This is a genomic window from Pseudomonas sp. B21-036 (assembly GCF_024748925.1).
GTDB classification, from domain to species: Bacteria; Pseudomonadota; Gammaproteobacteria; order Pseudomonadales; family Pseudomonadaceae; genus Aquipseudomonas; species Aquipseudomonas palmensis.
In genome coordinates, this window is record NZ_CP087178.1 from 201,416 (window position 1) to 224,905 (window position 23,490).

At 64.6% G+C, this 23,490-nt stretch carries 22 protein-coding genes; 6 read left to right on the plus strand and 16 right to left on the minus strand.

Annotated elements, in window-relative coordinates; all coding sequences use genetic code 11:
• Positions 1 to 26 precede the first annotated feature (26 nt).
• From LOY33_RS00910 to LOY33_RS00965, 12 genes are all read right to left on the minus strand, one after another.
• Positions 27 to 482 carry an REP-associated tyrosine transposase gene (locus LOY33_RS00910; RefSeq protein WP_258660710.1) on the minus strand — a complete coding sequence of 152 codons (456 nt, stop codon included), beginning with the start codon at positions 480 to 482 and terminating at the stop codon, positions 27 to 29.
• 651 nt (positions 483 to 1,133) lie between these two features.
• Positions 1,134 to 1,778, minus strand: coding sequence for a methionine ABC transporter permease (locus tag LOY33_RS00915; RefSeq protein WP_054915900.1), 645 nt, complete (start codon positions 1,776 to 1,778; stop codon positions 1,134 to 1,136).
• Positions 1,768 to 2,889, minus strand: coding sequence for a methionine ABC transporter ATP-binding protein (locus LOY33_RS00920; protein ID WP_258660716.1), 1,122 nt, complete (start codon positions 2,887 to 2,889; stop codon positions 1,768 to 1,770). Before LOY33_RS00920 ends, LOY33_RS00915 begins: the two co-directional genes overlap by 11 nt.
• 1 nt (position 2,890) lies before the next feature.
• Complete coding sequence (locus LOY33_RS00925; RefSeq protein ID WP_054915901.1) at positions 2,891 to 3,697, minus strand: MetQ/NlpA family ABC transporter substrate-binding protein; 807 nt, start codon at positions 3,695 to 3,697, stop codon at positions 2,891 to 2,893.
• Positions 3,690 to 5,072 carry an LLM class flavin-dependent oxidoreductase gene (locus LOY33_RS00930; protein WP_258660719.1) on the minus strand — a complete coding sequence of 461 codons (1,383 nt, stop codon included), beginning with the start codon at positions 5,070 to 5,072 and terminating at the stop codon, positions 3,690 to 3,692. Before LOY33_RS00930 ends, LOY33_RS00925 begins: the two co-directional genes overlap by 8 nt.
• On the minus strand, positions 5,072 to 6,277 hold the full coding sequence (locus LOY33_RS00935) for an SfnB family sulfur acquisition oxidoreductase (RefSeq protein WP_258660721.1): 1,206 nt from the start codon (positions 6,275 to 6,277) through the stop codon (positions 5,072 to 5,074). Before LOY33_RS00935 ends, LOY33_RS00930 begins: the two co-directional genes overlap by 1 nt.
• Before the next feature lie 21 nt (positions 6,278 to 6,298).
• Positions 6,299 to 7,540, minus strand: coding sequence for an SfnB family sulfur acquisition oxidoreductase (locus LOY33_RS00940; protein ID WP_054915904.1), 1,242 nt, complete (start codon positions 7,538 to 7,540; stop codon positions 6,299 to 6,301).
• A gap of 183 nt (positions 7,541 to 7,723) precedes the next feature.
• Positions 7,724 to 8,449 carry a hypothetical protein gene (locus LOY33_RS00945; RefSeq protein ID WP_258660727.1) on the minus strand — a complete coding sequence of 242 codons (726 nt, stop codon included), beginning with the start codon at positions 8,447 to 8,449 and terminating at the stop codon, positions 7,724 to 7,726.
• A 182-nt stretch (positions 8,450 to 8,631) separates the two neighbouring features.
• Positions 8,632 to 9,393, minus strand: coding sequence for an L-cystine ABC transporter ATP-binding protein TcyN (gene tcyN, locus LOY33_RS00950; RefSeq protein WP_058541691.1), 762 nt, complete (start codon positions 9,391 to 9,393; stop codon positions 8,632 to 8,634).
• A 3-nt stretch (positions 9,394 to 9,396) separates the two neighbouring features.
• Positions 9,397 to 10,065, minus strand: a complete 669-nt coding sequence (tcyL, locus tag LOY33_RS00955) for a cystine ABC transporter permease (protein ID WP_088514101.1) — start codon at positions 10,063 to 10,065, stop codon at positions 9,397 to 9,399.
• Positions 10,062 to 10,856, minus strand: a complete 795-nt coding sequence (gene tcyJ, locus LOY33_RS00960) for a cystine ABC transporter substrate-binding protein (protein ID WP_100632959.1) — start codon at positions 10,854 to 10,856, stop codon at positions 10,062 to 10,064. The genes tcyL and tcyJ overlap by 4 nt, the downstream gene beginning before the upstream one ends.
• A 21-nt stretch (positions 10,857 to 10,877) precedes the next feature.
• A complete protein-coding gene (locus tag LOY33_RS00965; RefSeq protein WP_043861602.1) occupies positions 10,878 to 11,891 on the minus strand; it encodes a D-cysteine desulfhydrase in 1,014 nt (337 codons plus the stop codon).
• Between the two features lie 193 nt (positions 11,892 to 12,084).
• Here LOY33_RS00965 and epsC point away from each other — a divergent pair, with 193 nt between their 5' ends.
• Positions 12,085 to 13,017 (plus strand): serine O-acetyltransferase EpsC, encoded by a 933-nt coding sequence (gene epsC, locus LOY33_RS00970; protein ID WP_043861603.1) that lies wholly within the window; start codon positions 12,085 to 12,087, stop codon positions 13,015 to 13,017.
• 236 nt (positions 13,018 to 13,253) lie between these two features.
• On the plus strand, positions 13,254 to 15,251 hold the full coding sequence (gene betT, locus LOY33_RS00975; RefSeq protein WP_054915907.1) for a choline transporter BetT: 1,998 nt from the start codon (positions 13,254 to 13,256) through the stop codon (positions 15,249 to 15,251).
• Between the two features lie 150 nt (positions 15,252 to 15,401).
• Here the strand turns inward: betT and tauD are convergent, their stop codons facing one another.
• Genes tauD through tauA form a run of 4 tightly spaced genes read right to left on the minus strand, consistent with a single transcriptional unit; the run spans position 15,402 to position 18,880 of the window.
• Entirely contained in the window at positions 15,402 to 16,235 is an 834-nt protein-coding gene (gene tauD / locus LOY33_RS00980) for a taurine dioxygenase (protein ID WP_054915908.1), read from the minus strand.
• A 21-nt stretch (positions 16,236 to 16,256) separates the two neighbouring features.
• Positions 16,257 to 17,096, minus strand: a complete 840-nt coding sequence (gene tauC / locus LOY33_RS00985; RefSeq protein ID WP_043861606.1) for a taurine ABC transporter permease TauC — start codon at positions 17,094 to 17,096, stop codon at positions 16,257 to 16,259.
• Positions 17,093 to 17,887: a taurine ABC transporter ATP-binding subunit gene (gene tauB / locus LOY33_RS00990; protein ID WP_043861607.1), complete on the minus strand. Its 795-nt coding sequence runs from the start codon at positions 17,885 to 17,887 to the stop codon at positions 17,093 to 17,095. The genes tauC and tauB overlap by 4 nt, the downstream gene beginning before the upstream one ends.
• Before the next feature lie 15 nt (positions 17,888 to 17,902).
• Positions 17,903 to 18,880, minus strand: a complete 978-nt coding sequence (gene tauA / locus LOY33_RS00995; protein WP_043861608.1) for a taurine ABC transporter substrate-binding protein — start codon at positions 18,878 to 18,880, stop codon at positions 17,903 to 17,905.
• A 490-nt stretch (positions 18,881 to 19,370) separates the two neighbouring features.
• On the opposite strand from tauA, the gene LOY33_RS01000 reads away from it, so the two are divergent.
• From LOY33_RS01000 to LOY33_RS01015, 4 genes are all read left to right on the plus strand, one after another.
• On the plus strand, positions 19,371 to 20,711 hold the full coding sequence (locus LOY33_RS01000; RefSeq protein ID WP_258660737.1) for an OprD family porin: 1,341 nt from the start codon (positions 19,371 to 19,373) through the stop codon (positions 20,709 to 20,711).
• Positions 20,712 to 20,871: 160 nt separating this feature from the next.
• Positions 20,872 to 21,510, plus strand: a complete 639-nt coding sequence (locus LOY33_RS01005; RefSeq protein ID WP_054915909.1) for a peroxiredoxin — start codon at positions 20,872 to 20,874, stop codon at positions 21,508 to 21,510.
• Between the two features lie 277 nt (positions 21,511 to 21,787).
• The gene (gene ssuE / locus LOY33_RS01010) at positions 21,788 to 22,381 is read left to right on the plus strand and encodes an NADPH-dependent FMN reductase (RefSeq protein ID WP_043861611.1); all 594 of its coding nucleotides are present in this window, start codon (positions 21,788 to 21,790) and stop codon (positions 22,379 to 22,381) included.
• A 97-nt stretch (positions 22,382 to 22,478) separates the two neighbouring features.
• Complete coding sequence (locus LOY33_RS01015) at positions 22,479 to 23,444, plus strand: sulfonate ABC transporter substrate-binding protein (protein WP_054915910.1); 966 nt, start codon at positions 22,479 to 22,481, stop codon at positions 23,442 to 23,444.
• The last annotated feature ends 46 nt before the right edge of the window (positions 23,445 to 23,490 follow it).

A 23,490-nucleotide genomic window follows, 5' to 3' on the forward strand; every position in this document is an offset into this window, starting at 1 on the left:
CTTGCCGGCGAAAGCCGTTGCACGGTTCAAAGCCAGATGGCATCCCAGTGCGGATAGTCCCCGATGTTTTGCACGAGCCCGGCCCGTAGAGGATTGGCCACGATGTAACGTGCCACTGCCTGGACATCTTCATCCTTGCGCAGCGCGCGATCGTGAAAGCCGTGTTGCCAAAGACGACCTTTTCGATGGAATGTCTTGTTCACCAGGCAGGTACTGCGGGATTTGATCTTGCGCATCAGTGACGCCAAAGTGCCGTGTTGCAGTTCGATCAGCCAATGCAGGTGATCTGGCATTAGCACCCAGGCCAGTGACTTGGCCAGGCGCTGGTGCTGGGCGTACTGCAGTTGCTCGACCATCAGGCGGGCGATTTGGAAGTCGCTGAAAACCGGGTGCCGGTGCTCGACCACACTGGTGAGCAGGTACAGCCTGCCGGGTTCGGAGAACCGGCCGCGCCGCAGGAGGTGAGCGTTTGAACGATCCATGTCAGTTTCCTTGAAAGGTAGAGATTTCAAGGTAGCTGTGGCGTTGTTGGTGAGACGTATGGCTTTGGTTCTTAATGTGTTCGGCCTGGCCTCTTCGCCGGCAAGGCCGGCTCCTACAGGTAGGGCGTCGTCTGTAGGAGCCGGCGTTGCCGGCGAAGCAGTCGACGCTGCTCAACGCCTGGCCGTTTCATCCTGGCTGTGTGGGCAGTTATCGAAGGTGCAGAGTAGTTAGCTATTGATGTGTTCTGGCTGGCCTCTTCGCCGGCAAGGCCGGCTCCTACGGGTAGAGCGTTGTCTGTAGGAGCCGGCGTTGCCGGCGAAGCAGCCGACGCTGCTCAACGCCTGGCCGTTTCATCCTGGCTGTGCGGGCAGCTGTCGAAGGTGTAGGTAGTTGGTTATTGATGTGTTCGGCCTGGCCTCTTCGCCGGCAAGGCCGGCTCCTACAGGTAGGGCGTCGTTTGTAGGAGCCGGCGTTGCCGGCGAAGCAGCCGACGCTGTCCAACGCCTGGCCGTTTCATCCTGGCTGTGCGGGCAGCTGTCGAAGGTGCAGGTAGTTGGTTATTGATGTGTTCTGGCTGGCCTCTTCGCCGGCAAGGCCGGCTCCTACGGGTAGGGCGTCGTCTGTAGGAGCCGGCCTTGCCGGCGAAGCGATCATCGCTTGTTCAACCCCCGCGCCAACCGGTCCCCGCCCAGCTGGATCAACGCCACCAGCACTACCAGCATCACGATCACCGTCAGCATGATCTGGCTGTCGAAGCGCTGGTACCCGTACCGGTACGCGATGTCCCCCAACCCTCCGGCACCAATCGCACCGGCCATCGCCGACGAATTGATCATGGTCACCAGGGTGATGGTGAAGCCGCCCACGATGCCCGGCAGCGCCTCGGGTAACAGCACATGCCAGACGATGTGCCAGCGCCGGCACCCCATCGCCTGCGCCGCCTCGATCAGCCCGTGATCCACCTCGCGCAGGCTCACCTCGGCAATGCGCGCAAAAAACGGTGTGGCCGCAATCGTCAGCGGCACCACCGCCGCCCACACGCCATACGTGGTGCCCACGATCAGCCGCGTGAACGGGATCAACGCCACCATCAGGATCAGAAACGGTATCGAGCGGAACAGGTTGACGAACGCCCCCAGCACGCGGTTCACCAGCGGCGCCTCGTAGATGCCGCCCTTGCCGCTGGTTACCAGGATCACCGCCAGCGGAATGCCCGCCAGCAACGCGATCAGCGACGACACGCCCACCATCAGCAGGGTGTCGAGCACCCCCTGCAACAATCGATCAAACCACATAGCCCAGCACCTCCACCTGCGCCGCCCACTGGCGTGCCCGTTCGATCACCTGCGCATGCCCGTGCGCCGAGTTGGCCACCGACACCACCAGCTGCCCCAGCGCACGTTCCTGGATTGGTTCGATACCGCCCTGCAGCAGGCTCACCTGGCCGCCCAGCAACGCGAACAGCGTCGACAGTTCCGGTGCCTCGCGGTCGCGCCCGCTGATGCGCAGGCGCAGTACCAGCGCGGCCTGCGCATTCGGCGCCTCGGGCAGCAGGCGGGCCTGCAGGTGCTGCGGCAAGGCTGGCTGCAGCGGGGCCAGCAAGGTCTTGCTGACCGCGTGCTGCGGGTCGCCGAACACCTGCCACACCGCCCCCTGCTCGACGATGCGCCCGCGCTCGAGCACCACCACGCGATGGCAAATATCGCGGATCACCGCCATCTCGTGGGTAATCAGGATGATGGTCAGGCCCAGACGCTGGTTGATGTCGCGCAGCAGCGCCAGAATCGAGCCGGTGGTCTCCGGGTCCAGCGCCGAAGTGGCCTCGTCGCACAGCAGTATCTGCGGGTCGTGCACCAGCGCGCGGGCAATGCCCACGCGCTGCTTCTGCCCGCCCGACAACTGCGCCGGGTACACCCCGTGCTTGTCCTGCAGGCCCACCAGCTCCAGCAGTTCGGCCACCTTGCGCTGGCGCTGGGCCTTGGGCACGCCGGCCACCTTCAGCGGCAGTTCGACGTTCTGCCACACGGTCTTGGCCGACATCAGGTTGAAGTGCTGGAAGATCATGCCGATGCGTCGGCGCAACGCCACCAGGTGGTCCTCGTTATGCTCGCCGATGTCGACCTGGTCGATCAGCACCCGGCCGCTGCTGGGTTGCTCCAGGCGGTTGAGGGTGCGGATCAGCGACGATTTGCCGGCGCCGCTGCGGCCGATGATGCCGAAGATCTCGCCGCGCTGGATGTTCAGGTCGATGTCCGCCAGCGCCGCCGTGGCCTGCCCGGGGTAGGTCTTGTTGACGCCGATCAGGCGCACTTGCGCGCTGCTCAACTCAGGGTGCAGCGCGTGCCGTGGCGCGGGCTGCGCAGGTGGGCTGGGGTGCGCCGTCTGGCGGGCGGTGGCAGCACTCATCTCAGCTCTCCCAGCCCGGCTGGTAGAGCTTGCCGTAGGCTTTGTCGAGGGCTGCGCGTACCACCGGCGAGTGCTGGTAGATATCCACGAACCTGGCCAGGCGCGGGTCGTCCTTGCTCTGCGGGCGGATCACGAACTGGATCACGTATTCCTTGTGCTCCACGCCGTCGAACATCAGCGCCGAACCTGCATCGAAGGTGTTGGCCAGGCGGATGTAGTGCGGGTAGCCCTGCACCAGGTCGGCATCGTCATAGGCACGTACCAGTTGCACGGCCTCGACCTGCAGGATTCTGAGCTTTTTCGGGTTGGCGACGATGTCGTCCTCGGTGGCCTTGTAGCCCACCCCCGGCTTGAGCGTGATCAGGCCGGCCTTGGCCAGCAGTTGCAGGCCGCGCCCGCCGTTGATCGGGTCGTTGGCGATGGCGGCGGTGGCGCCCTGGGGCAGCTCGTCGAAGCTTTTGTACTTTTTCGAGTACAGCCCGACATTGTTGATGATGCCCGGTGCATACGGCACCAGCGTCGAGCCCGCCGCGGCGTTGGCGTTTTCCAGGAACGGGATGTGCTGGAAGTAGTTCACGTCGAGGTCGCCGGCGGCGAGGCTGACGTTGGGCGCGATCCAGTCGCTGAACTCCACCAGTTCCACCTTGAGGCCCTGCTTCTTGGCCTCGTCCACGGCCGCTTCCAGGGCCGGGGCGAAGGCTGCGGTGGTGCCGACCTTGAGCGGTGCATCGTTGGCATGGGCGCCACCGATCAGGCCGAGGGCCAGGGCCAGGGCCGCGACAGGGCGGGCCAGAAATGTCTTAAGCATGCGGTTGCGCTCCAGTCGGGTTGAGGGTGCGATAGCCCGCGCCGGTATGGTCGGCGGGCAGGTGCGGGCCGGCGGCGAAGAGTTTTTCGCGCAGGCTGCCGTCGGTGTAGGCGGTCTTGTACGAACCGCGACGTTGCAGCTCGGGGATCACCAGGTCGATGAAGTCCTCATAGCTTTCCGGGGTGACGGTGCGGGCCAGGTTGAAGCCGTCCAGGCCGGTCTCCTCGATCCAGCGCTCCAGTTCGTCGGCAACCTGGGTCGGCGAGCCGACCAGGGTGATGTAGCGCCCGCCCAGGGCGTGCTGGTCGAGCAGCTTGCGCCGGGTCCAGTCGTTGTTCTGCAGGTGCTTGGTGGCGGACTGGATGGCGTTGCTCTTGACGTACTGGATCGGCTCGTCCAGGTCGTATTCGGCAAAGTCGATGCCGGTGGAGCTGGCAAAGTGCGCCACGCCGGCCTCGGGGCTGGCATGGCGCAGGTACTCGGCGTGCTTGGCGCGGGCCTGCTCCTCGGTGCGGGCCACGATCACGGTGAGGCCCATGAACACCTTCACCGCGTCGCCATCACGCCCGGCCGCCGTGGCCGCGGCGCGCACCTTGTCGACCTGGGCGCGGGTCGCGGCCTTGTTCTGGCCACTGATGAACACGCATTCGGCATGCTGCCCGGCAAACGCCAGGCCACGCTCGGACGCGCCGGCCTGGAACAGCACCGGGGTGCGCTGTGGCGACGGTTCGCACAGGTGATAACCCTCCACCCGGTAGAATTCGCCGTGGTGCTGCACCTTGTGCACCTTGGCCGGGTCGGCGTACACGCGCTGTGCGCGGTCATTGCGCACGGCGTCGTTTTCCCAGCTGCCTTCGAGCAGCTTGTACAGCACCTGCAGGTATTCGTCGGCCTGGTCGTAGCGCCGGTCGTGCTCGGGCTGCGCGTCCAGGCCCATGGCCTTGGCCGCGCTGTCGAGGTAGCCGGTGACGATGTTCCAGCCCACCCGACCATTGCTCAGGTGGTCGAGGGTCGAGAGCCTGCGCGCGAACAGGTACGGCGGCTCGTAGGTGAGGTTGGCGGTGAGGCCGAAACCCAGGTGGCGGGTGACCGCGGCCATCGCCGACACCAGCAGCAGCGGGTCGTTGACCGGCAGCTGGATGGACTCCTTGAGTGGCACATCGACCGACTGCTGGTACACGTCGTACACCCCGACGATGTCGGCGATGAACAGGCCGTCGAACAGCCCGCGCTCGAGCAACCGCGCCAGGTCGGTCCAGTACTCGAGGGTCTTGTACCGGGTCGAGGTGTCGCGCGGGTGCGTCCACAGGCCGTGGTTGATATGCCCCACGCAGTTCATGTTGAACGCGTTGAGCAGGATCTTCTTTTTCGCCATCAGATGGTGCCCCGCAACGGTGGGTTTTCATCGTTGAGGTAGAAGTTGCCGATGGCGTGGTACTTCCAGCGCACCGGGTCGTGCAGGGTGTGCACGCGGGCGTTGCGCCAGTGGCGGTCCATGCCGTGTTCGGCCAGGGTGGCCTGGCTGCCGGCCAGTTCGAACAGCGTGCTGCCGGCGGCCAGGGAGATCTCGGTACTGATGGCGCGCGCCTCGGCCACGGCGATGGAGGCCGCCGCGACGGTGTCGGCATTGGTCTCGGCCTGGGCTCGGTCGAGGTATTCGCCGGCGCGTTCGAGCAAGGCTTCGGTGGCATGCAGGCGGATCGCCAGGTGACCGAAGGACTTGAGCGTCAACGGGTCGTCGACTGCCTTGTCGATGCCCGAGTCGATCCATGGCCGGGTGCGCGTGCGCACAAAATGCAGGGCATCTTCATAGGCGGCGCGGGCGATGCCGGTGTCGATGGCGGCGTGCAGAATCTGCGCCAGCGGGCCGACCGGGGTCGGGCGCTCGAAGGCGCTCTGGAACGGCACCACATCGTCGGCCTCGACACGCACGTTGTCGAACACCACCGAGCCACTGCCGGTGGTGCGCTGGCCGAAGCCGCTCCAGTCGTCGATCACGTCGAGCCCGGCGCTGTCGGCGGGCACGAAGGCCAGCTGTTGTACGCCCTGTTCGTCGATCACCGAGGTGGGGATGCGCTGCGCGTACAGCGCGCCAGTGGCGTAGAACTTGCGGCCGTTGATGCGGTAGCCGTCACCGTCACGGGTGAGGGCGGTGGTGCGGTCGTGGGCGGTCTTGGTGCCCAGTTCGGCCAGGGCGTTGCCGAAGCGCCTGCCGGCCAGCACCTCGGCGTACAGGCGTGCCTGCTGCTGCGGGCTGCCGTTCACGCGCAGCACTTCAAGGGCGTAGAAATGGTTCTGCGGGATCTGCCCCAGCGAGGCGTCGGCCTGGGCGATACGGGCGATGACCTTGGCCAGGGTGACGTTGGACACGCCCGCGCCACCGAAGGCTTTCGGCACGCTGATGCCCCACAGGCCCGAGCGCGAGAACAGCGCCAGTTCCGGGTGCGGCAGGCGGCGTTCGCGATCGCGCTCGATGCTGTCGCGGCGCAGTTGTTCGGCAATCTGTTCGGCAGTTTCCAACGCCTGGGCATCAGAAGAGATGACCGCCACGAGATCGTGCGGTTGCGGCAATAGGCTCATGAGAGGGCTCCAGTGGTCTGGTCAGATCCAGGAATGCCGGGCAGGCAGGGTCGCGTTGAGGTGGTAGGCGCCCACGGCGTGGTACTTCCAGCGCACCGGGTCGTGAAGGGTGTGCACGCGGGCGTTGCGCCAGTGCCGGTCGAGGTTGAACTCGGCCAGGGTGGCGCGGCTGCCCGACAGCTCGAACAGCTTCTCGCTGGCCTGCAGGGCAATCTCGGTGGTCAGCACCTTGGCTTCGGCCACGGCAATCGAGGCACGTGCGGCAGCGGCGGCATCGATGGGCGCGGCGTTGACCTCGTCGAGCACGCGCGCGGCGCGGCCGAGCAGCGCCTGGGCGGCATGCAGTTCGAGGGTCAGGCGGCCGATGTCGGCAATCACATAGGGGTCGTCACTGGCGCGATCGACCTTGGCGTCGACCCACGGCCGCGCGCGTTCGCGCACGAAGCTGATCGCATCGGCCACTGCGGCCTCGGCGATGCCGGCGTCGATGGCGGCCTGCACCAGCTGCGAGGCGGCGCCCTGGATGTTGGGGCTGTCGGCCTGGCGCCAGTTGTCGAGCACCAGCTCCGCGTCCACCGGCACCTCGTTGAGCAGCACCGTGCCGCTGGCGGTGGTGCGCTGGCCGAAGCCGGACCAGTCGTCGACGATACGCAGGCCCGGGCTGCCACGGCGCACGAAGGCCATGACCTGGCGCCCGTCGTCGTTCAGCGCCTTGACTGCCACCCAGTGGGCGAACAGCGCGCCGGTGGAATAGAACTTCTGCCCGGTGAGCAGAAAGTGATCGCCCTGGCGCACGGCGCGGGCCTTGAGTTCGAGGGTGTTCTTGCTGCCGCGCTCGGGGCCGGCATTGCCGATGCGCCAGCCGTCGAGCACCGACTTGAACAGCAGGTGCTTCTGGCGTTCGTTGCCGGTGTTCTTGACCTGCTGGAGGATGCCGAACTGGTTCTGCGGGATCTGCCCCAGGGCCGGGTCGGCCGCACTGATGATGCGGAACACCTCGGCGATGGTGGCGAAGGAAACGTCCGGCCCGCCGTGCTCGCGCGGGATGCTGATGCTGCCCAGGCCGCTGCGGGTGAACTGCTCGATCTCGGCCCACGGCAGCTTGCGCTGCTGGTCGCGGCGGGCGGCCTGCAGGCGCGCGGCGGCGGCCAGTTCATGGGCGGCCTCCAGGGCCTCTGCGTCATTGCGCAGGACCTTGGCCGGCAGCAGTAATGGGGCGTTGTCCAGATCGCTGTGGACTGCGTCGTGTACCAAGCTGGACATCAGTACCGCTCCTTGGCTGCACTCAATGCCCTGGCGTTGCGCACTGGGGTGATTGTGTTCCTGACCATACCTACCTCACGTATTGGAAACGTCGCCGTGATCGATATGGGCGACAGAAATGCGCTGGTCCGGTGGTCCGGTCTATATACCCTAAGCGTGTATAAAAATTAAATAAACTAACCTTTAGGAATATGCATAGAAGTGCCTCCGCGGCCCTTGGCCGAACACCCGCAGGCGCACGGCCGGGGCCCACTGCGAGCAGTTGCCGACCTTGTCCAGAATGCAGTAGCTGGCGTCCAGGTGCTCGTCGTTGCCGGCTTCCAGCAGCACTTGGGGCGGGATCAGGCCCTGTATCGGGCAGCCGATACCGTCGCTGGGCAGTGGCGCCAGGTCGATGCGCAGGTCGGCCCAGCGCAGGGTGATCGCATCGCCTTCGGCCATGTGCCGGTACGGCGCGATGTTGAACGGTACACCCTGCCCGCAGCGGCTCAGATCCAGCCCTTGGCGCAGCAGCCGGCCAGGCAGGTGCAAGGGCGTCAGGTGCGGGTTCTCCGGGGTGGTCACGTAGCCGCCGGGGCAGTTCAGCTTGACCGCTACCTGCAATGGCGCGGAGCGTCGCGGGTGCTGGCCGGGCTGGAGCAGGCGGTAGTGCAGGGTGTTGAGCCCCGGGTAGAGCATCTGCCTGGGCACGCCGAGGGCGATCGAGGTGCCGGGCTCGCCGGCGCGCAGTAGATGCGCGGCCACGTAGCGGTTGCCCCAGAACAGCTCCAGCAGGTCGCCGGCCTGCAGGGTCGGTGCGGTCTGGATGCTGGCTTGCAGGTGGCTGGCGGTGTGCACGCCAATGCCATGGGGCGCGATATGGAGCAGGGCGGGGGGCGGCAGTTCAGATCCTTTGGCTGCGCGGTGCATGGTCCGTTTCCTTGTGCGGGTGGTGGCACGAGGCTTTGGTTATTGGCTGGATCGGCAGGTGAGTCAAGGTGCCCGATGGCCGTGACCGGGCAGTCGGCAGCGCTTCAGAGCGGTCCTACCCGAAGCGGCATGGGGGCTGTGGATAAACTCGGATTTGTCTGTGCTCGGGCGGTGCATCCGGGTCAGTGGGCGTGGCCCTGCGCGCCGAGAAACTTGCCCAGAAACTGGCGTGTGCGTTCTTCCTTCGGCGCGGCGAACAGGGCCTTGGCCTCGCCCTGTTCGACGATCACGCCCTTGTCGAAAAAGATCACCCGGTTGGCCACGTCGCGGGCGAAGTTCATTTCGTGGGTGACGATGATCATGGTGCGGTTTTCCTGGGCCAGGCCGCGAATGGTCGCCAGCACCTCGCCCACCAGCTCGGGGTCCAGCGCCGAGGTGGGTTCGTCGAACAGGATCACCTGCGGCTCCATGGCCAATGCACGGGCAATGGCCACGCGCTGCTGCTGGCCACCGGACAGGCGCCGCGGGTAGGCATCCTCCTTGCCCGCCAGGCCGACCTTGGCCAGCAGCGCACGGCCCAGGGCCAGGGCCTTTTCGCGGGGGGCCTTCTTGACCACCAGCGGCCCCTCGATGACGTTCTCCAGGGCGGTGCGGTGCGGGAACAGGTTGAAGTTCTGGAACACGAAACCGACCTGCTGGCGCAGGTGGCGAATCAACGTGGCCTGCTTGGCCAGCGGGCGGTCGCCGTCGATCTCGATGTCGGCCACACGAATGCGTCCGCTGCTGGGGGTCTCCAGCAGGTTCAGGCAGCGCAGGAAGGTGGTCTTGCCCGAGCCGCTGGGGCCGATGATGGCGATCACTTCACCGGCCTCGACCGTCAGGCTGATGTCGTCGAGCACGGTCAGGCCGTTGAACTGCTTGCTCAGGCGGGTGACTTCGATCATGCCTCAGGGCTCCAGGTCATGGCGGTTGACCCGCGCTTCCAGACGGTTCTGCAGGTGGGCCAGCGCGCTGGCCAGCACCCAGTAGATCAGGGCGGCGGCCAGGTACATGGTGAAGATCTCGAAGGTGCGTGCGGTAATCAGCTGGGCCTGGCGGAACAGCTCCGGCACCTGGATGGTGGCGGCCAGCGCGGTGTCCTTGACCAGCGAGATGAAACTGTTGCCCAGCGGCGGCAGGGCGGTGCGCGCGGCCTGCGGCAGGATCGCGCGGCGCATCGCCTGGCCGCGGGTCATGCCGATGCTGGCGGCGGCCTCCCACTGGCCGCGGTCGATGGAGCTGATCGCGGCGCGCAGGATTTCACAGGCATAGGCGGCCATGTTCAGGGAAAACCCGATCAGCGCCGCGGGCAGCGGGTCCAGCTCGATGCCCAGCTGCGGCAGGCCGTAATAGATCATGAACAGCTGCACCAGCAGCGGCGTGCCGCGAAAGAACGACACGTAGACCCGCGCCGTCCAGCTCAGCAGCTTGATCGCAGACAGGCGCATCAGCGCCAGGCCGAAGCCGATCAACAGGCCGAAGAACATCCCGCCCAGGCTCAGGAACACCGTGAAGTAGGCGCCCTTGAGCAGAAAGGGCGCGCTGTCCAGGGCCAGCTGCAGGCTCTCTTCGATCATTGCGTCACGTCAGCACTGAAATACTTCTCGGAAAGCTTTTTCAGCGTGCCGTCGGCGCGCAGTTTGTCGAGGGCCTTGTTGATCGCGTCGAGCAGTTCCGGCTCGCCCTTGCGCAGGGCCACGCCGGCTTCCTGGCGCGAGAAGGCGTCGCCGGCGGCGATGGTGTCCTTGGCTTTTCTGGCGTATTCCAGTGCCGCCAGGCGGTCGATCAGGATGGCGTCGATGCGGCCCACGCGCAGGTCCTGGAACTTGCTCGGGTCATCGTCGTAGGTCTTGATGATGGCCTTGGGCACGTTGTCCTTGAGCCATTGCTCGTAGTTGGTGCCCAGGCCCACGCCCACCTTCTTGCCGGCCAGGTCCTGTGCGGTCTTGAGGGTGTCCTTGTTCTTGGTCAGCACCAGGGCCTGGATGCCGGAAACGGTGTAGGGCTCGGAGAAGTCGTATTTCTTCTTGCGCTCGTCGGAGATGGTCACCTGGTTGACCACGATGTCCAGACGCTTGGATTCAAGGGCGGCGAGGATGCCGTCCCACTTGGTCGGCTGCAGCCTGGCCTTGACCCCGAGTTCCTTGGCCAGGGCCTCGGACAGCTCGACCTCGAAGCCGGTCAGCTTGCCGTCGGTGTCGACGAAGCTGAACGGCGGGTAGGTACCCTCCAGGCCGACACTGATGCTGCCGCTGTCCTTGATCTTCTGCAATTGCTCGCCGGCGACCGCCTGGCCAAGCAGGCCCAGGCCAAGTACCAGGGCAGCCCCTGTGCCCAGCAACTGTTTACCGAATACGGAAATCGTCATGACTGGCCCCGCTGATATCAATTAAGCCGTTATTGGTTGACTGCTCCAGACCTCAGGGTAGGCGAATAATGCAGGTGCCCCACCGGTATGCAGAAAAATCAGCGGGCCCTCGTCGAAACGCTGGCGCGCGATGCCGTCGAGCAGCCCGGCCATGGCCTTGCCGGTGTACACCGGGTCCAGCAGCAGGCCCTCGTGGCTGGCCAGCAGGCGGATGGCGGCCAGGGTGCCGGCATTCGGTTCGCCGTAGCGCGGCGCGAAGTACTCGTCCCACAGTTCGACCTTGAAGGCGTCAGGCAGGTCGATGCCCAGCAGCTCGGCGGTGCGTTCGGCCAGGCCCTGCACCTTGGGGCGCTGGGCCTCGTCGCTGCGCGACACGGTCACGCCGATCAACGGCAGTTGCGGCAGCGCTTGGGCCAGCGCCAGGCCCAGGCCGCTGTGGGTGCCCGCACTGCCGGAGGCCAGCACCACCCCGGCGAAGGTCTGCCCGCTGCGGGTGATCTGCTCGGCCAGCTCCAGCCCGGCGCGCACATAGCCCAGGGCGCCACGCGCATTGGAACCGCCAATCGGCACGATGTAGGGCTTGCGCCCGCTGGCATGCAGGCGCACGGCCAGCGCCTGCAACTGGTCATCGGCATCGTCGAGGTTATCCACAAGCTCGACCCTGGCGTCGAACAGCTCCAGCAGCAGGCGGTTGCCGTTGTGCTGGTAGGCGGGGGAATCGGTGCCGATGGGGTTTTCCAGCAGGGCCACGCAGCCCAGGCCCAGTTGCGCGGCCAGTGCTGCGGTCTGGCGCACGTGGTTGGACTGGATGGCGCCGGCGGTGATCAGCGTATCGGCACCGCTGGCCAGCGCGTCGGCGGCCAGGTACTCGAGCTTGCGCAGCTTGTTGCCGCCCAGGGCCAGCGGGGTGAGGTCGTCGCGCTTGATGTAGATGTCGCGCCCGGCCCAGGCCGACAGGCGTTCGAGCCGGTGCAGCGGGGTGGGTGCATCGAGCAAGGGCAGGCGTTTGAAGCGTTCGAGCTGGTGTTCGATCATGGCATCGGGCTGACTGGGGAAACTTCGACTATAGGCAGCCGTGGGCGTCTCTTCCACTGGGCCGGCTTATGCCGGATTTATAGCCAAAGCGCATAAAGGGATATTTTTTCCGCCGTGGCCATTTGCCGTAAAGTGATCCGCAACAAGGCGGCCACCCCCTCCACAAGCCGCCGCCGCGTCAGGAGAGACAACCGTGAGCGACAACGCGCAAACAGGCCATTGGCAGTTGCAAACCCTCGTCAGCCAGCTGCGTTCAGCCCGTGACCAATGGCGCAGCCGCAATGGCCGAAGCAGTGGCGAGCAGGGCGGGCGCGAGCTGCCCTCGCGCGAGGCGATGCGCCAGATTCTCGAGCAGCTGTGCGGCGCGCTGTTCCCCATGCGCCTGGGCCCGGTGGACCTGCGCGAGGAGAGCGAAGACTTCTATGTGGGCAACACCCTGGACGCGGCGCTGACCGCATTGCTGGCCCAGGCGCGCCTTGAGCTGCGCTACGCCGCGCGCCAGGGCAAGGCCGAGTCGCTGGAGATTGACGCCCAGGCGCTGCGCCTGATCCAGGATTTCGCCGCCGCCCTGCCGGGCCTGCGCACGTTGCTCGATACCGATGTACTGGCGGCCTATCACGGCGACCCGGCGGCGCGCAGCGTGGACGAGGTGCTGCTGTGCTACCCCGGCGTGCTGGCAGTGATCCACCACCGCCTGGCGCATCACCTGTACCGCGCCGGGCTGCCGCTGCTGGCGCGCATCAGTTCGGAGCTCGCGCATTCGGCCACCGGCATCGACATTCACCCCGGCGCGCAGATCGGCCCGAGCTTCTTCATCGACCATGGCACCGGTGTGGTGATCGGCGAGACGGCGATCATTGGCGAGCGGGTGCGTATCTACCAGGCGGTGACCCTGGGCGCCAAGCGGTTCCCGGCGGACGAGTCGGGGCAGTTGCAGAAGGGCCAGCCGCGCCACCCGATCGTCGAGGACGACGTGGTGATTTACGCCGGCGCGACTATTCTGGGGCGTATCACCATCGGCAAGGGCTCGACCATCGGCGGCAATGTGTGGCTGACCCGCAGTGTGGCGGCAGGCAGCAACCTGACCCAGGCCAATCTGCAGCATGATGATGGGACGCAGAAGTAGATCTTCAGTGTTTTTGAAGGCCTCATCGCGGGCCGAGCCCGCTCCCACAACGATCACCGCTGTTGTTGTGGGAGCGGGCTTGACCCGCGATGGGTCGCACCGTAACCCCCATCCATGTTTAACTTGAACGCTCGTTCAACTTAAACGGTGGTCCGCTGCCGGTGTTCAACAGGAGGAAACCCTTTGCTGAACCCGTACAACTCAACCCTCACACACCCCCGCGAGGTGCACACGCAATGAGTGCACCGTCTTCGAATACCCCCAGCACTATCCGCATGAACCCCCCGGTGTTCTATTTTGCCGCCAGCTTCATCCTGCTGTTCGGCCTGGCCGTGATCAGCAACCCGCAGGTGGCCGGTGAATGGCTGCTGGCGGCGCAGAACTGGGCCGCCAACACCGTGGGCTGGTACTACATGCTGGCGATGACCCTGTACCTGGTCTTCGTGGTGGTCACCGCCTTGTCCGGCTACGGCAAGATCAAGCTCGGTGCCGACCACGACGAACCCGAGTTCAGCTACCTGTCGTGGGCCGGCATGCTGTTCGCCGCCGGCATCAGCATCACGCTGTTCTTCTTCTGCGTCTCCGAACCCCTGACCCACCTGCTGCAGCCGCCCCAGGGCGAAGCCGGCACCGCCGAGGCCGGGCGCCAGGCGATGCAGCTGCTGTTTCTGCACTGGGGCCTGCATGGCTGGGGCGTGTTCGCCTTCGTGGGCATGGCGCTGGCCTACTTCGCCTACCGCCACAACCTGCCGCTGGCGCTGCGTTCGGCGCTGTACCCGCTGATCGGCAAGCGCATCAACGGCCCCATCGGCTACGCGGTGGACGGCTTCGGCATCATCGCCACGGTGTTCGGCCTGGGCGCCGACATGGGCTTTGGCGTGCTGCACCTTAACTCGGGCCTGGACTACCTGTTCGGCATCCCGCACACCCAGTGGGTGCAGGTGATCCTGATCAGCCTGATGATGGGGGCAGCGGTGGTGGTGGCCATCGCCGGGGTCGACAAGGGCGTGCGGGTGATGTCCGACATCAACATGGTGCTGGCCTGCGCATTGCTGCTGTTCGTACTGTTCGCCGGGCCTACCCAGCACCTGTTCAACACCCTGATCCAGAACCTGGGCGACTACTTGGGCGCGTTGCCGCGCAAGAGCTTCGACGTGTACGCCTACAACGAACCGAGCGACTGGCTGGGCGGCTGGACGGTGTTCTACTGGGCCTGGTGGATTGCCTGGGCGCCGTTCGTCGGGTTGTTCATCGCACGGATTTCCCGCGGGCGCACCATCCGCGAATTCGTGTTCGGCGTGCTGCTGATTCCGCTGGGCTTCACCCTGGCGTGGATGTCCATCTTCGGCAACAGCGCGATCCTGCAGGTGCTCAATGGCGCTACGGCGCTGGGGCAGTCGGCGCTGGAAAACCCCTCGATGAGCCTGTACCTGCTGCTGGAAACCTACCCGTGGAGCAAGGTGGTGATCGCGGTCACGGTGTTCATCAGCTTCGTGTTCTTCGTCACTTCGGCCGACTCGGGCACGGTGGTGCTCTCGACCCTGTCGGCCCGTGACGGCAGCCCGGACGAGGACGGCCCCAACTGGCTGCGGGTGTTCTGGGGTGCGATGACGGCGCTGGTGACCAGCGGGCTGCTGTTTGCCGGCAGCATCGACTCGCTCAAGTCGGCGGTGGTGCTGACCTCGCTGCCGTTCTCGGTGATCCTGCTGGCGATGATGTGGGGCCTGCACAAGGCGTTCTACCTGGAGTCGCAGCGTCAGATCGCGCAGATGCACTCGCTGGCACCGTTCGCCAACTCGCGGCGCGGGCGTGGCGGCTGGCGGCATCGCCTGAGCCAGGCGGTGCACTTCCCCTCGCGGGACGAGGTGTACCGGTTCATGGATGACGTGGTGCGCCCGGCGATTGCCGAGGTGACCGACGTGTTTGCCGAGAAGGGCCTGAATGTCATCACCCAGGAAGACCCGAGCCACGACAACGTGAGCCTGAAGATCGGCCATGGCGAAGAGCAGCCGTTCATCTACCAGGTGCAGATGCGCGGGTACTTCACGCCATCGTTCGCACTGGCCGGGCTGGGCACGCAGGAGTTGAAGAACCGGCGCTACTACCGCGCCGAGGTGCACCTGAGCGAAGGCAGCCAGGATTACGACCTGGTGGGCTACAGCAAGGAGCAGATCATCAACGACATCCTCGACCAGTACGAGCGTCACCTGCAGTTTTTGCATATGGTGCGTTAGGGCTGCCGGCCCCTTCGCCGGCAAGGCCGGCTCCTACAGGAGCCGGATTTGCCGGCGAATGCCTCCCTCTTGCCAGCTACGCCCAACGGGGTGTTTTCATACCTTGATTCGTACCACGTAGTACGTAATCAATGGCCGCGGCGCACCGCCTCAAAATGGCTTGTCGCCCAGAATAGTCGCCCGATGCATTACCCGCCGCTGCGGTCGGTAATCGTCTACCGCGTAATGCTGCGTTACGCGGTTGTCCCAGAACGCCACGTCGTTTTCCTGCCAACGCCAGCGGATGGTGAACTCCGGGCGCGTGGCGTGGGCGAACAGCAGTTTCAGGATCGCCTCGCTCTCGGCCTCGCCCAGTTCGTTGATGCGGGTAGTGAAGCCTTCGCTCACGAACAGCGATTTGCGCCCGCTCACCGGGTGCGTGCGGATCACCGGGTGCGACAGCGGCGGGTTGTTGCGCCGCGCCGCTTCCCAGCGCGCCAGGTCTTCGGCGGTGTTGCCAAAGCGCTCCAGCGGAAACGACTTGGTGAAGTCGTGGGTGGCGGTCAGCCCGTCGAGCAGCTGGCGCAGCGGCGCCGACAGTGCCTCATAGGCGGCAATGCCGCTGGCCCACAGGGTGTCGCCACCATAGGCCGGCAACTGCTTGGCGCTGAGCACCGCACCCAGCGCCGGGGTGGGCAGAAAGGTCACGTCGGTATGCCAGATGGCGTTGTCGCGTACATCGGTGACGGCCGTGTCGAGCACCAGCACCTGTGGCGTTTCGGGCACGTTGGGGTAGATGGGGTGAATGTGCAGATCGCCGAAACGCGCGGCAAAACTGGCCTGCTGCTGCGGGGTCAGCGGCTGCTCGCGAAAGAACAGCACCTGGTGCTGGAGCAGCGCCTGCTCCACGGCGTCACGGTGTTCACGGCTGATCTCGCGGGTCAGGTCGATGCCGCTGATCTGGGCGCCGAGCGCGGGGCTCAGCGGGGTAATGGTCAGGCTCATGTCGGTCTCTTTGTGCAAGTCTCAATGGCTCTGGCCATGCCAGGGCACCAGCTTGCGCTGCAGGGCGCGCAAGCTCATTTCCAATGCGAAGGCGATCAGGGCAATCACCAGAATGCCCAACACCACCACGTCGGTCACCAGGAACTGCGCGGCTGACTGCACCATGAAGCCCAGCCCGCTGGTGGCGGCAATCAGTTCGGCGGCCACCAGGGTCGACCAGCCCACGCCCAGGCCGATGCGCACGCCGGTAAGAATGTCGGGCAGCGCGCTGGGCAGGATCACGTGGCGAATCAGTTGTGCCCGGGTGGCCCCCAGCGACTGCGCGGCGCGCAGCCTGGCCGGGTCGACGGTGCGCACGCCGGTGGCAGTGGCGATGGCGATCGGGGCGAAGATCGCCAGGTAGATCAGCAGCACCTTGGACAACTCGCCGATGCCGCACCAGATCACGATCAACGGCAGGTAGGCCAGCGGCGGGATCGGCCGGTAGAACTCGATCAGCGGGTCGAAGATGCCGCGGGCAATACGGTTGTGGCCGATGGCGATGCCGATCGGGATCGCGGTCAGGATCGCCGCGCCCAGGGCCAGGCCGATACGCTGCAGGCTCGCGCCCAGGTGCTGCCACAGGGTCGATTCCATGTAGCCCTGGGTCATCAGTAGCCAGGCCTTGCCCAGCACCGCCTCGGGCGAGGGCAGAAACAGCGGCTCGATCCATTCGGCGGCGGTCACCGCCCACCAGGCCAGCAGCAGCGTGGCCAGGGTCAGTACGCTGATCCAGCGTGTGCTCAGGCTGCGCCGCACCTTCACGGGCACCGCTGCAGCAGCGGCAGGTTTGGCCGTTACCGGCAGGTCGAGGCTGCTCATGCGAGCTCCTTGCGCGGGGTGGCGCTGCGTTGGGAGAACACCCGCGACAGTACGTGCTCGCGGGTTTCGATGAAGCGTGGGTCGGACTTGATCGCGCGTGCCGATTCGCCTGCGGCGTAGCGCTGGCCGAAGTCCAGTTGCAGGCGCTCGACGATCTGCCCCGGGTTGGGCGCCAGCAGCACCAGTTCGGTGGCCAGGAACACCGCCTCCTCGATGTCGTGGGTAATCAGGAACACCGGCTTGGCGGTGCGTTGCCACACCTGCAGCAGCAGTTCCTGCATCTGTTCGCGGGTGAATGCATCCAGGGCGCCGAACGGCTCGTCCATCAGCAGGATGCGCGGGTCGGCAGCCAGTGCACGGGCCAGGCCCACACGCTGCTTCTGCCCGCCCGACAACTGCCAGATACGCCGGCTGCCGAAGTCGGCCAGGTCCACCAGGGCGAGCATTTCGCGGGCCCTGGCTTCACGTTGTGCACGGGGTACGCCGGCCAGTTCCAGGCCGAAGCCGACGTTGGCCAGTACGTCCTGCCAGGGCAGCAGGGCGTCGTCCTGGAACACCACGCCACGGTCGGCGCCGGGGCCCTGCACCGCTTGGCCATCGAGGGTGATGCGCCCGGCGCTGGGGGTGACGAAGCCGGCGATCAGGTTGAGCAGCGAAGTCTTGCCGCTGCCGGAAGGGCCCAGGGCCACCAGCAGCTGCTGCGGGCCCAGGCTCAGTGAGATGTCGGCCAGTACGGGTTCGGCAGCGCCGGGGTACTGTGCGCTGATGCGCTCCAGTTGTAGCAGGGCCATGAAGGGGCTCCGGTGTCAGTTGGTGATGAACTGGGCGCTGACATAGGGCGCGTAGTCCGGCAGTACCGCGTCGACCTTGCCTTGTTCCTTGAGGAAGGTGGCGGTGTCGGTGATGGCCTTGGTGGTCGGTGCGCCCAGGGCCGCGACCTGGTCGGCGGCCAGCGGGAACACGTTGCCCTGCAGCAGGCCCGGAATGTCCGCGGCCTTGGCGCCGGAAAGCTTGACCAGCTTGTCGACGTTGGCCTTGTCGGCCAGCCAGGCTTGCGGGTTTTTGCGGTAGTCGGCGTAGGCGTCGAGGGTGACCTTGGCGAAGGCCTTGACGATCTCGGGGTGCTTGGCGGCGAAGTCCTTGCGCACGATCCAGGCGTCGAAGGTCGGCGCGCCTTTTTCGGCCAGCTCGCCGGAGGTGATCAGCACCTTGCCGTTTTCCTTGGCCACGCCCAGGGCTGGGTCCCATACGTAGGTGGCGTCGATGTCGCCGCGCTTCCAGGCGGCGATGATCGCCGGTGGCGCGAGGTTGAGGATCTGCACCTTGGACGGGTCGATGTTCCACTGTTTGAGCGCGGCCAGCAGGCTGTAGTGGCCGGTGGACACGAACGGTACGGCGATCTTCTTGCCGATCAGGTCCTGCGGCGAGTTGATGCCGCTGCCCTCGCGAGCCACCAGTGCCTCGGCGGCGCCGATCTGGGTGGCGATCAGGAAGGTTTCCACCGGCAGCTTGCGGGTGGCGGCGGCGGCCAGGGGGCTGGAGCCCAGGTAGCCGATCTGTACGTCACCGGAGGCGACGGCGGTGATCACGTCGGCGCCGCTGTCGAACTTGCGCCAGTCGATGCTGGCCTTGCTGGTCTTTTCATAGGTGCCATCGACCTGGGCCACCTTGGCCGGATCGACGGTGGTCTGGTAGGCCACGGTCAGGTCGGCGGCCTGGACGAAGAAGGCGGCACCGGCCAGGGCCAGGGCGGTGAACAGGCGCAGCGGGGCAGGCAGGGTCATGGAAAACTCCTCGTCAGGCGGGTAGGCGGTGTGGATGAGGAGAAGACTAGTTGATCTAAGAATTCCAAAATAAATAACTTTTTGGCATTAGCTTAGGAGTCATTGGCTGGATGACCCGGGTCAAGGTGGTCGCTGCCAGGGTGGTGAACAATCGCGGGCTGCCGGGGCAATGAGGAAGATGATCGGTATAAAAAATATCTTTTTAAGAAGATATGGGAATTAGCTTATGGGCTATCCTGCAAAACGCTGAAATAATCGGACTATATTCCGTAATAATCTGAAAAATTCACAAAATTGTCTTTTTTGATTTATAGGATTGTCATTATCCTTCGCACCCAAGGCCGGCGCCTTAGACCAAAGTAGTGAAACGACTGGTTACGATTGACTTATCAGTCACGCTTTGGTGCTAATCGCCAATCGTCTTTGGAGCGGAACGACAGAGTCTGCCCATCAAGCGACACACAAAAATTAGAATCGAAAGGAGTGATGCATGAACAAGTCCAGCCTGGCACTTGCCGTGGCCGTAGGGGTACTGGCCCAGCAAGCGGGTGCAGCCGGTTTTGTGGAAGACAGCAAGGCAACTCTCAAGCTGCGCAATTTTTACATCAACACAGATAACCGTGATTCCAGTGCACCTAAAAACGCCAGCTACCAAGAGGAATGGGGCCAAGGCTTCCAGCTTGATTTCGCTTCGGGCTTCACCGAAGGGACTGTTGGTTTCGGTGTCGATGCTATCGGCCTGATGGGTATTCGACTGGACTCCGGCAAGGGGCGTCATGGCAACCGCAGCAGTGGTGCCTTCGGTGGCACAGTGTTTCCAACCGACAGCGACGGCCGCGCAGTAAATGATTATTCCAGCGTTGGCTTGACCGCCAAAGCCAAAGTTTCCCAGACAGAGTTGCGGTACGGCACCCTGATGCCGAAGTTGCCTGTCATTTCTTACAACGATGGTCGCTTGCTGCCACAAACCTTCGAGGGTGGCCAGATCACGTCCAATGAGATCAAAGACCTGACTTTGATCGGTGGGCAGATCGAGCATGTCAAGGGTCGTAACTCAAGCAACAATGAAGGGATGTCCATTGGCGGTGCCAACGGAGGCTCCAGCAGCGCTCGCACCGGCCAATTCAGCAACAAGTTCATCTACGCTGGTGCTGACTACAAGGTGAACAAGGATCTGTTGCTGCAGTACTACTACGGCAACCTGTCTGACTTTTACAAGCAGCACTTCTTGGGCGCTGTACACAACTGGTCGATTGGCCCAGGCGTACTGAAGACTGATCTGCGCTACTTCCACAGCACCGACGACGGTGCCAACTCGAACGACTCCGACTATTTCAGCTCTGGCTACTACGGCAGCGGCGTCACCAGGGGGAAGGTTGACAATGACCTGTACAGTGCCCTGTTCCTTTACTCGGTTGCCGGTCACACCTTCGGTGGTGGTTATCAGGTTAGTCAGGGCAGCAGTGACTTTCCTTGGCTGAACCAAGGTGATGGTTCGTCGAACTACACCATTACTGACTCTCAAATCCAGAAGTTTGCCCGCGCCGGCGAACGTACCTGGCAAGCGCGATACTCCTACGATTTCGCCAAGGTTGGTCTGCCAGGCGCGACTGCCGGCGTGACTTACCTGAAAGGCGACAACATCGATACTGCTAACGGTGATCGCACCGAGTGGGAACGCGATATAACCCTAGCTTACGTTGTGCCAGAAGGTACGCTGAAGGGCTTGGGTATCATGTGGAAAAACGCGATGTGGCGTAACGATATCGAAGGCCAGCGCGATCAGGATGAGAATCGCCTGATCCTGAGTTACTCGATCCCGCTGCTGTAAGAATCGAGAACAGCCCGCTCAGTCTTGCGCTGCGCGGGTTTTTTTTGCGCACAAATTGATAGTTGTTTCAGTTATAAATAAATCGATATTTATTCTTTTTAACCTTATGCACAGGCAGGCTACAGTGAGGTCATAAACAACCCAGCCAAGGAGCCGCACCATGAGCCTCAGACTCGGCGATATCGCCCCCGATTTCGAACAGGATTCCAGCGCGGGCAAGATCCGCTTCCACGAGTGGCTGGGCGACAGCTGGGGCGTGCTGTTCTCGCACCCCGCCGACTTCACCCCGGTGTGCACCACGGAACTGGGCTTCACCGCCAAGCTCAAGGACCAGTTCGCCGAGCGCGGGGTCAAGGCCATCGCGCTGTCGGTCGACCCGGTGGACTCGCACCACCGCTGGATCGAAGACATCAATGAAACCCAGAACACCCTCGTCAACTTCCCGATCCTGGCCGACGCCGACCGCAAGGTGTCGGACCTGTACGACCTGATCCACCCCAACGCCAGCGACACCCTGACGGTACGCTCCCTGTTCGTGATCGACCCGAACAAGAAGATCCGCCTGACCATCACCTACCCGGCCAGCACCGGCCGCAACTTCAACGAGATTTTGCGGGTGATCGATTCGTTGCAGCTCACCGACAACCACAAGGTCGCCACCCCGGCCAACTGGCAGGACGGTGACGAGGTGGTGATCGTGCCGTCGCTCAAGGACGAAGAGGAAATCAAGCGGCGCTTTCCGAAGGGCTACCGGGCGGTCAAGCCGTACCTGCGCCTGACCCCGCAGCCTAACCGTTGAATGTTTTGATGTAGCCACAGCAGGGCATTTCGGGGCCGTTTCGACGGCCCTTTTTTTATGTCCGCGCGGGCCTCTTTCGCCGGCAGGGCCGGCTCCTGCAAGGTTGCACTGCCCCCTGTAGGAGCCGGCCTTGCCGGCGAAGCTCTTATAGTTCCAGATAGAATAAACAAATGAAAAAATATGATTTATTGGTATATATGCCGAGCTGTTATGGTCACTCCACTCCAGCGAGATCCAATCTCGCGGCCCTCTAGAACACGATCAAGGAAGTGCTCCAATGCTGGTTGTTTCTCTCGGCGGTAGTCCCAGTCTGCGTTCGCGCTCCGGCGTCCTGCTCGACCGCGCGCGGCAATGGCTGAACAGCCAGGGCGTGGAAGTGGTGAGCTTCCAGGTGCGTGATTTCCCCGCCGAAGACCTGCTGCACGCACGTTTCGACAGCCCCACGGTGCAGCACTTCCTGCAACTGGTAGCCCAGGCCGACGGCCTGGTGGTTGCCACCCCGGTATACAAGGCGTCTTTCGCCGGTGCGCTGAAGACCCTGCTCGACCTGCTGCCCGAGCGTGCGCTGGAACACAAGGTGGTTCTGCCCATCGCCACCGGTGGCAGCATCGCCCACATGCTGGCGGTGGACTACGCGCTCAAGCCGGTGCTCTCGGCGCTCAAGGCCCAGGAGACCCTGCAGGGGATCTTCGCCGACGACAGCCAGATCGCCTACGGCGAAGGCAGCGCCGCCGCCCAATTGGCGCCGGTGCTTGAGCAGCGTCTCAACGAATCGCTGGAGCTGTTTCACAGCGCCCTGGCGCGCCGCCCCAAGCCGGTGGCCCCGGGCCTGCTCAACGAACGTCTGCTCAGTGCTCGCTGGAGCATCTGAAGCGCTACACCGGCTTTACCGTCTTACCCCACCTTACTCGCCCGCCAACGGGCAAGCAGGTGCAGCCTGAACCCCCCACAGCAAAAAGGAGAGCGCTATGCGCACTGTCGTTTTGCGTCGCGGTCTGGTCGCTCTGTTTGCTGCGGCTGTGTCCTTCGGCGCCATCACTCAAGCCCAGGCCGAGAGCCTGCGCATCGGTTACCAGAAGTACGGCACCCTGGTGCTGCTCAAGGCCAAGGGCTCCCTTGAAAAGCGCCTGGCTGCCCAGGGCGTGCAGGTGCAGTGGACTGAATTCCCCGGCGGCCCGCAGCTGCTCGAGGGCCTCAACGTGGGCTCCATCGACTTTGGCGTGACCGGCGAAACCCCGCCCGTGTTTGCCCAGGCCGCCGGTGCCGACCTGCTCTACGTGGCCTACGAGCCGCCGGCCCCCACCAGCGAGGCGATCCTGGTACCCAAGGGTTCGCCGATCCAGTCGGTGAAGGAACTCAAGGGCAAGAAGGTCGCCCTGAACAAGGGCTCCAACGTGCACTACCTGCTGGTGCGCGCCCTGGAAGACGCCGGCCTCAAGTACACCGACATCACGCCGGTATTCCTGCCGCCAGCCGATGCCCGCGCCGCGTTCGAGCGTGGCAGCGTCGACGCCTGGGTCATCTGGGACCCGTACCAGGCTGCCGCCGAGCAGCAGTTGCAGGCACGCACCCTGCGCGATGGCAGTGGCATCGTCGACAACCACCAGTTCTATCTGGCCACCCGGCCCTATGCGCAGCAGCACCCTGAAGTGATTGCCGCGCTGGTGGACGAGGTGCGCGCGGTGGGCGAGTGGTCCAAGGCCAACCCGCAGGAGGTCACCGACCAGGTGGCGCCGCTGCTGGGCCTGCCGGCCGACATCACCCTGACCTCGGTCAAGCGCCAGGGCTACGGTGCGCATTTCCTGACCCCGGACGTGGTCACCGCCCAGCAGAAGATCGCCGACACCTTCCATACCCTGAAGCTGATTCCCAAGCCGCTGAGCATCAAGGATGTGATCTGGACGCCACCGGCCAAGGTCGCCACCGCGCCTTGACGTTCGACCGCACCGGGGCGCCGCCCCGGCTTGCGCCACCCCTTAG